The organism is Wolbachia endosymbiont (group A) of Hylaeus communis, from assembly GCF_947251915.1.
Taxonomy (GTDB): domain Bacteria; phylum Pseudomonadota; class Alphaproteobacteria; order Rickettsiales; family Anaplasmataceae; genus Wolbachia; species Wolbachia pipientis.
Genome location: NZ_OX366396.1, coordinates 1196047 through 1209554, shown reverse-complemented (window position 1 = coordinate 1209554; position 13508 = coordinate 1196047). Strand labels below are relative to the sequence as shown.

The window sequence follows — 13508 nt, the reverse complement described above, 5'->3', positions numbered from 1 at the left end:
TAGCTATAGGCAGCAATTTTCTGTATTTATTTTAAGTTGAAGAAAGCTCAAATGAAAAATCGTGTTTTGCTAAAAATCACAGAATGCAGTCTGGTTACAAAATTCTCTAATGGTCTTAAATAAAACTTCCAGTGAATGATTGTCAGACATATTGTGCTCTGCTGATTTTATTAAGTGTACTTCAACATCGGTTGACTTAATTTTTTCAGCTAAATTCAATGAAGTTTGATAAGGAACATCTTTATCATTAATGCTATGCAGCAAGCGCACAGGACAGTTTATATCTATTGTCTTTTTGTTTAAAAGAAGGTTCTTTCTGCCATCTTCGATCAAATTTTTAGTTATTTTGTATGTACAATGCTCTGAAGTAAAATCTATTACACCTTTAGAATCTAGTTCTTCTTTTTGCTTGCCTGACAATTGCTTGAATATCAAATCTTCAGTAAAATCGGGAGCAGACGATATACCAATTAGTGCTGCAATTTTTTCTGGAAATTGAAGGGCAGTGAGCAACATCAGCCATCCTCCCATACTTGAACCTATAATTATTTGTTTATCGCTAGTTAATTCACTCATTACTTTAGCACAATTTTTTTGCCAATCACTTATCGTGTAATCAATAAAATTACCACTTGAATGACCGTGACCAAAATAATCAAATAGCACAAGTGCTACGTCATTTTCTTGGCAAAATTTGTAAATAGCAGTTGCTTTAGTTCCATCCATATTAGATGCAAATCCACCGAAAAAAACTACAGAAGCTTTCTTCCCTTGTAGCTTTCGATATGCTATGTGACCATTATTTCCATCAAACAATTTACAATAATTCATACTACTTTGGCAAAGCAACCGGACTATCGCTCATCGAACACAAATAGCTGACTAGATCTGCAATCTCTTGTGGATTGGAAATACCTGCAAATGCCATACGTGTACCTTTTATATAGGCTTTTGGGTTCTTTAAAAAGGCAAATAACTCCTCATATCCCCATTTTTCACCTTTTTCAAGCAATGCTTTTGAGTAATTGAATGAGTTGCCAAGATGGGCCTTTTTATTTCCAACTACGTTCCATAAGTTTGGTCCTACTTTATTCATTCCACCTTTCTCAAAACTATGGCAAGCTATACATTTTTTCGCTGCTGATTTACCTTTCTCAAAGTTAGCATTCTGCATGAGCGCTCCAATATCGAGCGCCACTTGCTCGATTTTTTGCTGAGATTCATTGCTGCCAGCAGCTACTATCGTTTGGTGTTCAATCTTATATTCCTCCGGACTGTAAAGCATATCAACTACATTACTGACTATCATAATGATTAGCCCAGAAAGTAAAATCGATGCTGCAATCTTATTAAGCTCCATAGTTAATTTTTATTAAGTAATGTTACTTAAATTATGCAAATATTTTCGCAAACAGCAAACAATTACCTTGAAGCTCGCTAAAGATGAGAGTCTCTATAGCTGACCCAAGAAAGGTTTTCCTACGTCCATACCGCCGCGAACCGTCATACCGCGATTCATTCGCGGTATCTCAGCCGCTAACAAGAGATCCCGCTAACAAGTAGCGGGATGACGAGGTTCACTGCCATTAAGTTAAGGAAAGAATGGTTAAAAACTGAACTAAAAAGTCAGAAATAATTAAGGATTTATGACAAATACTGAAACAGAATAGAGTAAACTTTAAAGCAGATAAACTCTGAAGTGTAAATTATAGCTCTTTCCATAAAAGTCCGGATGTGATAGGATAAGGGTAGATGATGATAAGGAGGTTGAATGCCAGCAGCATATAGTTATGATTTAAGAAAAAAAGCAATGGAAGCGCTAGACGAAGGAGAAAGCAGAGAAACAGTGGCAGCAAGATTTAAGATTGGACGAACTACTTTATGGGAGTGGCAGCAAAGAAGAAAAGAAACAGGAGACTTTCAATCAAAAAAACTTGGAAATGGGGGTTACAATCACAAAATTACCGACTGGGATACCTTTGCCAAATTTGCCAGAGAGCACGGAGGAAAGACTCTATCGGAAATGGCTAAACTTTGGAACAACGTTAGTATCCAAACGATCTATCGAGCCCTTAAAAAAATTGAATTTACGCGCAAAAAAAGACATATGGATACAAGGAAAGAAACGAAGAAAAACGTGCTGAATTTTTGAAAATTATAGCGACAAAAGAACCTAAAAACTTAGTGTATATAGATGAGTCTGGCATTGATAACACCGAAGACTACCCCTACGGATATTGCCAGAAAGGACAGCGGTTTTATGCCTTAAAATCTGGAAAGAAAACTCAACGAATCAGTATGGTTGCAGCCTTAAGTGGAAGAAAGATAGTTGTTCCGTTAACCTTTGAAGGCCACTGTAATATGGATGTTTTTAATGGATGGTTTGAGCAATTTTTGACACCGATCTTGGAACCTGGACAGACTGTCATTCTTGACAATGCTACTTTTCATAAGTCTGATAAGATTATCGAGCTTGCTAAAGGGGTTGGTGCAGAAATTTTGTATCTGCCGCCTTATTCTCCAGATTTCAACAAAATTGAGCATCATTGGTTTGCTATAAAAAACAGAGCCAGGAAAAACATTCCTCTATTCGAATCCTTTCGTCGTGCTGTTGATTCTGCCTTCCTATGACCTGTTCGGACTATTATGAGAAATGCTATACTTAAGAAATAGTTTGTTTAGAAGTCATTTTACAGGAGCTATGGCAATAAGCTACCCAGTTATTATCAGAAGATATGAATACTACCTCTAGTCAAAATATGTGTTTTCTAACCCTTTTTTGGTAATTGAACGAACGAAGATAAGGTACCTTATGACGATCAACTTTCCTTCCCTTTCTTACCGCCAAAGTGTTCATCAAAAATAGCTTTGATAATTGATCCATAATGCAGTCAGTATCTGATTCCGTAGCAAAAATGTCGAAAGCCAAGTTTTTGATCGCGTTAAATGAGACAGATTTGTTAATGCTCCTCTTAAGCTTATCATCGGTTAAGTCCATATTCAACGCTTCTTCTACATCTTCTGTCATAACACTTTCTAGGTTGCTAATAAAGATAGCTGACCAAAAATCCTGTTTAACAGACTCAACACTTTTTCCTGTAAAATTTTCTAGACTTAGTCTTCCTTTGAGTTTTGCAAAAAATGTCTCAACTCCCCAGCGTAAAAAATATAACTCCTTAAATCCTCCAGTTTGAAACTTTTGTTCATCCATTAATGATGTAGCTAACACTTCAATTTCACCAGATGGCAGTACCACTTTGAAGCGTTATTCCACTATTTTCTTGTTTTATCTTACGCTGAGCACATATGGTAACCTCAACACTAGATGGGCTTTTTTCTTCAAACATAGCATTCACTTCATTAAAAGATGATCTGGGACATCGAATGACATAAGCAATTTTTCTTTTTGTAAGGCTAGAAAGAAATTTATAAGATAAATATACAAATCAGTAAGTCATTAGTATTTACAACTTTAAGCATTTCATCTGCTAAGTTAGAGGTTGTCCGGAAACAAGTAAATTCAAGCATATTCCCTCTTTAACATAACCCTACTCATAGCTAGGTATATGAAATTCTCAGTGGATGTTGTGAGTAAATCATACTCCTTCGATAGCCTTCTATTCCTATTAACCCAAGCAAAAGTCCTTTCTACAACCCATCTTCTTGGCTGTACTTTAAACCCTTGTTCTCTTGTTGGTAGTAGCTCAGGTGGCGTATCTTTGTGCACCCAAAATCTACATGTAGGCCTTTTAACAATTTCAATATCTATGTCATATTCTTCCTTTATGTGATTCTTTAAATTTCTTCCTTGGTATCCCATGTCAGCCCACATTTTTTTAACTTTAGTATATTTTGTTCTCATATTGTTTAATGCTATTTTAATACCATCTCTATCATTTTCGTTAGCAGCGCCTACGTAACAACCTAGTATAAAACCCTGAGTGTCTGTAATTATATGCCTTTTTCTACCCTTTACTTTTTTACTTCCATCATAGCCTTTGATCCCCCCTTTTCTGTAGTCTTTACAGATTGACTATCTACTATACAGGCACTCGGCTGCTCATTCCTTCCTATTTTTCTTCTACTATATTTTGTAATTTCATAATTCATTTTCTCAAAAATTCCCTGCTTCTTCCATTGCCTGAACTGCTCATACACAGTCTTCCATAGCGGAAAATCATTTGGTAAATACCGCCATTGACACCCTGTACGCAATACATAGAAAATTGCTTCTAATATTTCTCTTTTGCTATACTTTGGCGGCCTTCCTCCTTTCTTGTATGATACTCTGAAGTGTTTTTCTATTCTTGCCCATTCCCTTTCGCTTAGATCTGTTGGATACTTTTTTCTCATCTTTACCCCGTACTAAAATTTCAGATATTATAGCCTTTTACTTGTTTCCGGACAACCTCTTATAGCATTTCTCATAATAGTCCGAACAGGTCATAGGAAGGCAGAATCAACAGCACGACGAAAGGATTCGAATAGAGGAATGTTTTTCCTGGCTCTGTTTTTTATAGCAAACCAATGATGCTCAATTTTGTTGAAATCTGGAGAATAAGGCGGCAGATACAAAATTTCTGCACCAACCCCTTTAGCAAGCTCGATAATCTTATCAGACTTATGAAAAGTAGCATTGTCAAGAATGACAGTCTGTCCAGGTTCCAAGATCGGTGTCAAAAATTGCTCAAACCATCCATTAAAAACATCCATATTACAGTGGCCTTCAAAGGTTAACGGAACAACTATCTTTCTTCCACTTAAGGCTGCAACCATACTGATTCGTTGAGTTTTCTTTCCAGATTTTAAGGCATAAAACCGCTGTCCTTTCTGGCAATATCCGTAGGGGTAGTCTTCGGTGTTATCAATGCCAGACTCATCTATATACACTAAGTTTTTAGGTTCTTTTGTCGCTATAATTTTCAAAAATTCAGCACGTTTTTCTTCGTTTCTTTCCTTGTATCCATATGTCTTTTTTTGCGCGTAAATTCAATTTTTTTAAGGGCTCGATAGATCGTTTGGATACTAACGTTGTTCCAAAGTTTAGCCATTTCCGATAGAGTCTTTCCTCCGTGCTCTCTGGCAAATTTGGCAAAGGTATCCCAGTCGGTAATTTTGTGATTGTAACCCCCATTTCCAAGTTTTTTTGATTGAAAGTCTCCTGTTTCTTTTCTTCTTTGCTGCCACTCCCATAAAGTAGTTCGTCCAATCTTAAATCTTGCTGCCACTGTTTCTCTGCTTTCTCCTTCGTCTAGCGCTTCCATTGCTTTTTTTCTTAAATCATAACTATATGCTGCTGGCATTCAACCTCCTTATCATCATCTACCCTTATCCTATCACATCCGGACTTTTATGGAAAGAGCTATACTATATAAAAAAATATTTTACTCTTTTTGACTGGCCAGGGCTTTTTTTTAAATGTCTCTTTCCCTTGTTACTCTTGCTTTGTAAATCAAACCTCTCTTTGTCGTAAGGAGTCATGTTACCTCTACCTGGAAATGCATTTGCCGCTGACTTTTTTTCGTTATATTTCTTCATCCATTTTCCTAATACACTATCCCTTATTCCTAGATCTCTTGCTACTTTTGCAACTGGTTGACCTACCTTTCTTTGTTCATTTGCCAGCTTAACAGCTTCCAATTTGAATTCTGCCGTATATTCTCTTACCATTTCTAATCCTCCAAAATTTTATTTTACCCGAAAAAACTCCTTTCTTTCTCTCCACTTTTTCTGGGTAAGGTCATGCAGCTTTTGGGTAATTTAATGGTAAAAATTTTAGAGAGAAATTTTATACACAATCTCTGACATTTTTCCTTAAGTTGACGCCATTGTCTGTTCAGCTAAGCGGTGTGAGAGACAATATAGCTAAACTGACTTAGATTTACCGACAATTTGAAAAACCGTCATCCCGCTACGTGTTAGCGCCGCGGCGGTATGACGTAGGGAGATCTCTACTGCTATTCCACGTCAAGAACAACCATAAGTTCATTAGGGTTCACATAACCTAAAGCATTTTTTGCTTGCTCATCAAGCAGATCTAAATCTAAGCTTTTTTCATATAAGCCAAATACTTTGTTGTCCAACTTTTCCTTTTCAGAAGAGACATCCTTTAGCAAAAGTTTATTGTACTCGATTTCTTTTTTTAAGTCTATTAGCGTCAATAAGCCGCGTTTACCTGTAATTGTGCTAATGCTGAAATATAATGTAAGAGAAGAAATGAGTAAGGCTGCGCTTAAACACAGCAATTTTTGCTTCTTTTTAGGTATAAGCACCGTACTTTCACATATAAAAAATATATAACATGAAAAGGTGAACAAAAAGCTAAGAACCTTGACGCGCTTTACACCTTGGCTTTACCTTATTTATAATGTAAATCTTACCACCCCTTTTCACAACTTTACAATTTTTATCTCTGTTACGATGAGATTTTAGCGACCCTTTGACTTTCATATCTATAGTAAGAATTAAATTACTTTACATTATAATCACTTATCAAGAGTTAGTCAATTGATAACATTTTATTAAAATATTGTATAATTGTTGCTGATACTTCTTCGATCGACTTTTGCGTGACATCGATAATTGGCCAGTTATTCTGTTTAAAGAGCTCCTCTGCTTCTTTAATTTCCTTTTCTACTTTCTCAGGGTTAGCATATATATTATTATCTTCGTTGTTAATTGAAGTAAGTCTATTTTTGCGTATTTCTATTAGCCTACTTACGTCTATTGTTACCCCTATCGTTAGTTTATTTTTTAATTTTGCCAAGTCAACATAAAAGGGTACTCCACTAACAAAAGGAATATTTGCAACTTTATAGCCTCGGTAAGCTAAATACGTACTGGTGGGAGATTTTGATGTACGTGAAACTCCAACCAAAATTATATCTGCTTTATCAATATCTTGAATATTTTGTCCATCATCATGATTAATAGTGTAGTTTATTGCCTCAATGCGCTGAAAATATTCGTTATTTATCTCAGTATGCAAGTCAAGCTTTTCGTCTTTTTCAATTTCAAGATAGGACGAAATTTCTCTAATAATATGTGATAATATTGCTCTATAGGGAATTTTCAACTTTATACAGTTATCTTTTAAATATTTTCTTAGCTCATCATCAGTAATAGTGCATATAACAAAATTATGCTCATCACTTTTCCTATTAATTTCCTCCAGAATTTTGTCAATCTGCTCCTCTTTTTTCACAAAAGACCAAACATATTCGATCGTTTCTATAGAACGAAAGTGTTTCAGAGCTGATTTTGCAACTGATATAACAGTTTCACCACTTGAATCTGATACTAAGTGTAGATTAAGCTTTTTAATGGTCATGTTTTATATAGTGTTATACTAAAAATAATGGCTAGCAATCTGCTACTGAAATTATGCTAATTTGTTGACCTACGTAAATATAGAAAAACTATCCTGTTGATAAAACTCAAACTAATTGGTAAATTCTTAACACAATTATTCTCAAAACGAATGTTTTTATTAAAGCCTACAAATTTCTCTTATTTTTCTAAGAAAGCTCTACCTTGGCTTGGGGTTATTTGTTTCGCATGTTTTTTAATTGGAATGTCTTTGGCGTTATTCTTCTCTCCAGAAGATTATAAACAAGGAGAAATTGTACGAATCATGTACATTCATGTGCCTTCTGCATGGCTTGCTCTTGGAATATATGGATTAATTGCATCACTCAGTTTCATTTCATTGGTATGGAACAATAGCATTGCTAGTGTCTTGGCACATGCTGCTGCTCCTGCAGGGACAATCTTTTCGGCAATATGCTTAATCACAGGCAGCATCTGGGGAAAAGGAACCTGGGGCACTTGGTGGGTATGGGATGCAAGGCTTACTTCAATGCTGATTTTACTTTTCCTATATGTTGGCTACCTTTCATTGTGGAGCGCTTTTGATAATGAAGCGAGGGCAGAAAAATCAGCAGCAGTATTTGCCATCTTTAGTGCTATAAATATTCCTATAGTAAAATTTTCCGTGAATTTATGGTCCACTCTCCATCAGCCAGCAAGCATTTTGAGAAAAGGTGGAATAGCAATAGAAAGTTCCCTGCTGTTGCCACTGGTTGCAATGTTTATGTTTTGTGCCACATTTTTTTTAGTAGTGTGGATACTGTATTCACTTTACTTAATTAATTTATATAAGATAAAGAGAGAAATCAGTATGCGGTATTAGGCCGAGAGATGAAAATAGAACACACCACATCACCAAGTAGCAAAGACATTGAATTCCTACTCAAAAAGATTAATGAAGAAACCGTTGATAAAGGTACGTGTAACCCATTTGCTTTTTTTATTCGCGATGATACTGAACAAATTATTGCAGGTTGTAGCGGTTTTGTTATCTATGGTTCAATTTACACTGACTTGCTTTGGGTACATTCTGATTATAGAAGAAAAGGTATGGGAAAGCAGCTAATGGAAGAAGTTCATGATTATGGTCGTGAGATGCACTGTAAAATAGCAACCGTTGCAACCATGAATTTTCAAAAAGCGAAAGTATTTTATGAAAAGCTTGGGTATAAGTGTGATCTTGTACGTCCAGGGTATGTTAACATGTATATTTTTGAAGAAAGTGTTGTGAGATGCACTGTAAAATAGCAACCGTTGTAACCATGAACTCTAAAATATTTAAAGAGCCTACTAATATCTTTAAGGTAAATGTTCATGTGATTCCGCAGAATAATTCTGTTTTTTGATTCTATCTGTCCATTTATCATTTTCTATATCTTGTTTGTTGGTTGCTTTTTTTTCTTGCTCAACAATTGCCTTATCTATCTCCTTATGAATTGCATCAATTGCATTAATCGCACCTCCTTTTTTGTATACTTCGCTTTTCCCTTCAATAATTAGAGGTTGTCCGGAAACAAGTAAATTCAAGCATATTCCCTCTTTAACATAACCCTACTCATAGCTAGGTATATGAAATTCTCAGTGGATGTTGTGAGTAAATCATACTCCTTCGATAGCCTTCTATTCCTATTAACCCAAGCAAAAGTCCTTTCTACAACCCATCTTCTTGGCTGTACTTTAAACCCTTGTTCTCTTGTTGGTAGTAGCTCAGGTGGCGTATCTTTGTGCACCCAAAATCTACATGTAGGCCTTTTAACAATTTCAATATCTATGTCATATTCTTCCTTTATGTGATTCTTTAAATTTCTTCCTTGGTATCCCATGTCAGCCCACATTTTTTTAACTTTAGTATATTTTGTTCTCATATTGTTTAATGCTATTTTAATACCATCTCTATCATTTTCGTTAGCAGCGCCTACGTAACAACCTAGTATAAAACCCTGAGTGTCTGTAATTATATGCCTTTTTCTACCCTTTACTTTTTTACTTCCATCATAGCCTTTGATCCCCCCTTTTCTGTAGTCTTTACAGATTGACTATCTACTATACAGGCACTCGGCTGCTCATTCCTTCCTATTTTTCTTCTACTATATTTTGTAATTTCATAATTCATTTTCTCAAAAATTCCCTGCTTCTTCCATTGCCTGAACTGCTCATACACAGTCTTCCATAGCGGAAAATCATTTGGTAAATACCGCCATTGACACCCTGTACGCAATACATAGAAAATTGCTTCTAATATTTCTCTTTTGCTATACTTTGGCGGCCTTCCTCCTTTCTTGTATGATACTCTGAAGTGTTTTTCTATTCTTGCCCATTCCCTTTCGCTTAGATCTGTTGGATACTTTTTTCTCATCTTTACCCCGTACTAAAATTTCAGATATTATAGCCTTTTACTTGTTTCCGGACAACCTCTAAATCAAGTGTTCTTGGTTTTGTCTTCTTTCTGCAAGATTCCAGATCTGCTACAATAATCTCAAACTTTTCTCGACTTATGTCACTTGGTTATAAACTTCGCATATCCTACTTTATATACTTTATCCTCTCACTTTATCTCTTTTTTGAGATTACGTACAGGCTCTAAGATACAAAGACGTTTTCAGAAATCTTTAAGCTTAATAACATCCTCTCTCTTTGGACTAGTTGAAATTAGATGAATTGGTACACCTATTAATTTTTCTAACCTGTCTATATATTTTATTAAATTGATAGGCAATGTTTCAATCGACCTTTTACCTTGAGTGTTTTCTTTCCAGCCAGGAAACTCTTCATATATTGGCTCTAATTCCCCTTGTATTGAATGCGATGCGGGTAAATAATCATACATTTTTCCGCTATACTTGTAACCAGTGCATATTTTAATTGTATCAAAAGAATTAAGCACATCTAATTTGGTTAATACAATGCTTGAAACTCCAGAGAGTTGTACGGCCTGGCGCACTAAAACTGCATCGAACCATCCGCAACGCCTTCTTCTATTGCTCACTGTTCCAAGTTCCTTACCTATAGTAAACAAGCTATCTCCTACTTCATTTTTCTGCTCAGTAGGAAATGGGCCATTGCCCACTCTTGTTGTATAAGCTTTTACCACACCAATAATGTAAGCATTGGAGGATAACCCTGAGCCTGTTATTGCTTGCGATGCTACAGTATTACTTGAAGTAACAAAAGGGTAAGTTCCGTGGTCGATATCTAAAAATGCGCCTTGGGCACCTTCAAATATTATTTTCTTACCTTCTTTCATCAAGTCATTTAATATCTTCCACACAGGTTTTTTATATGAAAGAATTTTTTCTGAAATCTCTTGAATTTCCTTTAATATTTCTTCTTTTTTAACCACCTGGTAGTTAAGGCCTTTCCTGATAGCATTGTGGTAATTCAAAAGAGTATCCACTCTTTTATTGAGCTCATCTGCGTTTTCTAAGTCACAAAGGCGTATAGCTCTCCTTCCAACTTTATCTTCATAACATGGCCCTATCCCTTTGTTTGTTGTACCAATTTTGTGATTTCCATTTAAATCTTCAAATAGCTTTTCCTTGTCCTTATGTATGCTAAGTATTAATGGACAGCTCTCGGATACCATCAAGTTGTTATAGTTTACGTCTACTCCTTTAACTTTCAATGACTCTATTTCTGAGATTAGAGCGTGTGGATCAAGAGCAACGCCATTTCCTATGATAGATATTTTGCCTGGCCTCAAAACAGCAGAGGGCAGTAAATTTAATTTATAAACCTCATCATCTACTACTATAGTGTGCCCTGCATTATTTCCTCCCTGAAATCTCACAACTACATCTGCATTCTCAGAAAGATAATCTACTATTTTACCCTTGCCTTCGTCACCCCATTGCAGACCAACAATTACAATGTTATTCATCATTATTTTCTAGATTAATACATAAATATTAATGCAGTACGCTACAAATGGAAAGAGAAATCTACGCCTTTCCTACACCTCTTAAATAAAGAAATATACTGTCGATTTTCTTAATATATTACCAAATTATTCATCATTATATGATATAACTTACAGCATATTTGCAGTAAGGTGTTATTTATGAAAGAGACAAAAGGAAAAAATAATAAGAGTCCAGTAGTTAGATTAAAGGCCACAGCTAAAGAGTTCAATTTTAGTAAATTAAGAGCAGATCAAGATAATAAATTAGCGAATTCCGGTGAAACAATGTTCTTAGATTTTCAAAGGATGAATTTTATTATTAACGGAAAAGAAATAGATAAAAATCTTATTATTGCATTTAAGGAAGGAGCTAAGCACCGCAGAAGCGAACTTTTTAATAGTGATGATATATATAATGACGAAATATTTAACAAAAAAGGAACAAGAGAAATAGATACGGATCGTGGCAAAGCTTTTGTTGCTTCAGTACTCGAAGATATTGAGAAAGAGCTTGTAAGTGACGCATTGGGTGAGCTGTGGAAAAATCACTGCGAAGATCCCAAAACTACTGATCATCAAAAAACTGATTCATATAAGAAAGAATTTGAAGAATTTTACAATGCTGGCCAAAGGTATATCCATCTATTACCAACAGAGAAAGATGAAAACAAGGATTACCGTTCCTTTGCAAAAGAAGTTTTCAAAAAAATGTTCAGATACGCTGGGGCAGAAGTTCCAAGTGATGCTATTTTAGAAGAGCTAGTTACCAATTGTAATCAAGCAGGGTATGAGGCTGCTCCATTTATACAAACCCAACTTGCACTTGGACAGTCGTTCATAGTAGAAAATCCTAAAAAAGTAATAAACATTGATTGTGCTAACCAAAATAATGTGAGAATTAGATCTGATATGAGGCTACCAATACTCTCTGTTAAAAATCAAGTTATGCATGGCGATAAGATATGTAATCTGTCTAGTTCATTGGAATTTACAATTGAATCTCACAATGGTGAAGACTTTGTAACATACAGAGATGGTAAATTGTCACTTACTATTCCTAAAGAGTTAAAAAATTATAAAGATAATGGCAAGAGCTTGTTTGACATTATTAAAGAATATTTTCAGAAATTCTGTGCAAAATTAGGATTTAAACCTGAGACAAAAATACAAATAGAGCATGGCTTCGGTGCTCAAAGTATAGCTCTTTCCATAAAAGTCCGGATGTGATAGGATAAGGGTAGATGATGATAAGGAGGTTGAATGCCAGCAGCATATAGTTATGATTTAAGAAAAAAAGCAATGGAAGCGCTAGACGAAGGAGAAAGCAGAGAAACAGTGGCAGCAAGATTTAAGATTGGACGAACTACTTTATGGGAGTGGCAGCAAAGAAGAAAAGAAACAGGAGACTTTCAATCAAAAAAACTTGGAAATGGGGGTTACAATCACAAAATTACCGACTGGGATACCTTTGCCAAATTTGCCAGAGAACACGGAGGAAAGACTCTATCGGAAATGGCTAAACTTTGGAACAACGTTAGTATCCAAACGATCTATCGAGCCCTTAAAAAAATTGAATTTACGCGCAAAAAAAGACATATGGATACAAGGAAAGAAACGAAGAAAAACGTGCTGAATTTTTGAAAATTATAGCGACAAAAGAACCTAAAAACTTAGTGTATATAGATGAGTCTGGCATTGATAACACCGAAGACTACCCCTACGGATATTGCCAGAAAGGACAGCGGTTTTATGCCTTAAAATCTGGAAAGAAAACTCAACGAATCAGTATGGTTGCAGCCTTAAGTGGAAGAAAGATAGTTGTTCCGTTAACCTTTGAAGGCCACTGTAATATGGATGTTTTTAATGGATGGTTTGAGCAATTTTTGACACCGATCTTGGAACCTGGACAGACTGTCATTCTTGACAATGCTACTTTTCATAAGTCTGATAAGATTATCGAGCTTGCTAAAGGGGTTGGTGCAGAAATTTTGTATCTGCCGCCTTATTCTCCAGATTTCAACAAAATTGAGCATCATTGGTTTGCTATAAAAAACAGAGCCAGGAAAAACATTCCTCTATTCGAATCCTTTCGTCGTGCTGTTGATTCTGCCTTCCTATGACCTGTTCGGACTATTATGAGAAATGCTATAACTCTTATTACAACAAACCTCTATGGTCTCTTGTGAACCCAAAAATAATCGCTGTTTTGTAGAGTGCAAATTTATATAGAAGTTAGATTTAT

The 13508-nt window shown here is 35.5% G+C and carries 13 protein-coding genes and 4 pseudogenes; 5 read left to right on the top strand and 12 right to left on the bottom strand.

Translation table 11 applies throughout. The features are described from left to right. Positions 1-69: 69 nt before the first annotated feature. Together OPR52_RS05975 and OPR52_RS05970 are read right to left on the bottom strand one after the other, a co-directional pair. A complete protein-coding gene (locus tag OPR52_RS05975; RefSeq protein WP_264722922.1) occupies positions 70-831 on the bottom strand; it encodes an alpha/beta hydrolase in 762 nt (253 codons plus the stop codon). Position 832: 1 nt separating this feature from the next. Beyond that, a complete protein-coding gene (locus tag OPR52_RS05970) occupies positions 833-1360 on the bottom strand; it encodes a c-type cytochrome (protein ID WP_264722921.1) in 528 nt (175 codons plus the stop codon). A 411-nt stretch (positions 1361-1771) separates the two neighbouring features. Between OPR52_RS05970 and OPR52_RS05965 the strand changes: the two genes are divergently transcribed. Further along, positions 1772-2631 (top strand): IS630 family transposase gene (locus OPR52_RS05965; protein WP_265037751.1). Its coding sequence is split into 2 segments (ribosomal slippage): positions 1772-2096 and positions 2096-2631, totalling 861 coding nucleotides; the frame shifts between segments, so codons are not numbered across the junction. 121 nt (positions 2632-2752) lie between these two features. Here OPR52_RS05965 and OPR52_RS05960 read toward each other — a convergent pair. The 7 genes and pseudogenes from OPR52_RS05960 to OPR52_RS05930 form a co-directional block, all read right to left on the bottom strand. Next, positions 2753-3495, bottom strand: a pseudogene (locus OPR52_RS05960) (transposase); the annotation flags it as partial. 25 nt (positions 3496-3520) lie between these two features. Next, positions 3521-4353, bottom strand: a pseudogene (locus OPR52_RS05955) (IS5 family transposase). A 90-nt stretch (positions 4354-4443) separates the two neighbouring features. Next, positions 4444-5303, bottom strand: a protein-coding gene (locus OPR52_RS05950) for an IS630 family transposase (protein ID WP_265037751.1) whose coding sequence is annotated in 2 segments (ribosomal slippage) — positions 4444-4979 and positions 4979-5303 — 861 coding nt in all. Because the reading frame shifts where the segments join, the coding sequence is not laid out codon by codon here. Positions 5304-5367: 64 nt separating this feature from the next. Next, positions 5368-5670, bottom strand: coding sequence for a transposase (locus OPR52_RS05945; RefSeq protein WP_264723262.1), 303 nt, complete (start codon positions 5668-5670; stop codon positions 5368-5370). A 287-nt stretch (positions 5671-5957) separates the two neighbouring features. After that, positions 5958-6272, bottom strand: coding sequence for an FtsB family cell division protein (locus tag OPR52_RS05940; RefSeq protein WP_264723423.1), 315 nt, complete (start codon positions 6270-6272; stop codon positions 5958-5960). 49 nt (positions 6273-6321) lie between these two features. Continuing rightward, positions 6322-6450 carry a type B 50S ribosomal protein L36 gene (gene ykgO / locus OPR52_RS05935; protein WP_006279631.1) on the bottom strand — a complete coding sequence of 43 codons (129 nt, stop codon included), beginning with the start codon at positions 6448-6450 and terminating at the stop codon, positions 6322-6324. A gap of 49 nt (positions 6451-6499) precedes the next feature. Continuing rightward, positions 6500-7330 (bottom strand): pyruvate, water dikinase regulatory protein, encoded by an 831-nt coding sequence (locus OPR52_RS05930; RefSeq protein ID WP_065095172.1) that lies wholly within the window; start codon positions 7328-7330, stop codon positions 6500-6502. A gap of 150 nt (positions 7331-7480) precedes the next feature. On the opposite strand from OPR52_RS05930, the gene ccmC reads away from it, so the two are divergent. Further along, positions 7481-8191, top strand: coding sequence for a heme ABC transporter permease CcmC (ccmC, locus tag OPR52_RS05925; RefSeq protein ID WP_006279633.1), 711 nt, complete (start codon positions 7481-7483; stop codon positions 8189-8191). Positions 8192-8199: 8 nt separating this feature from the next. Continuing rightward, positions 8200-8616, top strand: a complete 417-nt coding sequence (locus OPR52_RS05920; protein ID WP_006279634.1) for a GNAT family N-acetyltransferase — start codon at positions 8200-8202, stop codon at positions 8614-8616. Positions 8617-8667: 51 nt separating this feature from the next. Here the strand turns inward: OPR52_RS05920 and OPR52_RS05915 are convergent. The 3 genes and pseudogenes from OPR52_RS05915 to OPR52_RS05900 all read right to left on the bottom strand — a co-directional run. Continuing rightward, a pseudogene (locus OPR52_RS05915) lies at positions 8668-8868 on the bottom strand (hypothetical protein); the annotation flags it as partial. A 23-nt stretch (positions 8869-8891) separates the two neighbouring features. After that, positions 8892-9724, bottom strand: a pseudogene (locus OPR52_RS05910) (IS5 family transposase). Positions 9725-9967: 243 nt separating this feature from the next. Further along, a complete protein-coding gene (locus OPR52_RS05900; RefSeq protein WP_265038001.1) occupies positions 9968-11245 on the bottom strand; it encodes an adenylosuccinate synthase in 1278 nt (425 codons plus the stop codon). A 180-nt stretch (positions 11246-11425) separates the two neighbouring features. Here OPR52_RS05900 and OPR52_RS05895 point away from each other — a divergent pair, with 180 nt between their 5' ends. Further along, positions 11426-12493: a hypothetical protein gene (locus OPR52_RS05895; protein WP_265037999.1), complete on the top strand. Its 1068-nt coding sequence runs from the start codon at positions 11426-11428 to the stop codon at positions 12491-12493. Positions 12494-12526: 33 nt separating this feature from the next. Beyond that, positions 12527-13386, top strand: a protein-coding gene (locus tag OPR52_RS05890; protein WP_265037751.1) for an IS630 family transposase whose coding sequence is annotated in 2 segments (ribosomal slippage) — positions 12527-12851 and positions 12851-13386 — 861 coding nt in all. Because the reading frame shifts where the segments join, the coding sequence is not laid out codon by codon here. The last annotated feature ends 122 nt before the right edge of the window (positions 13387-13508 follow it).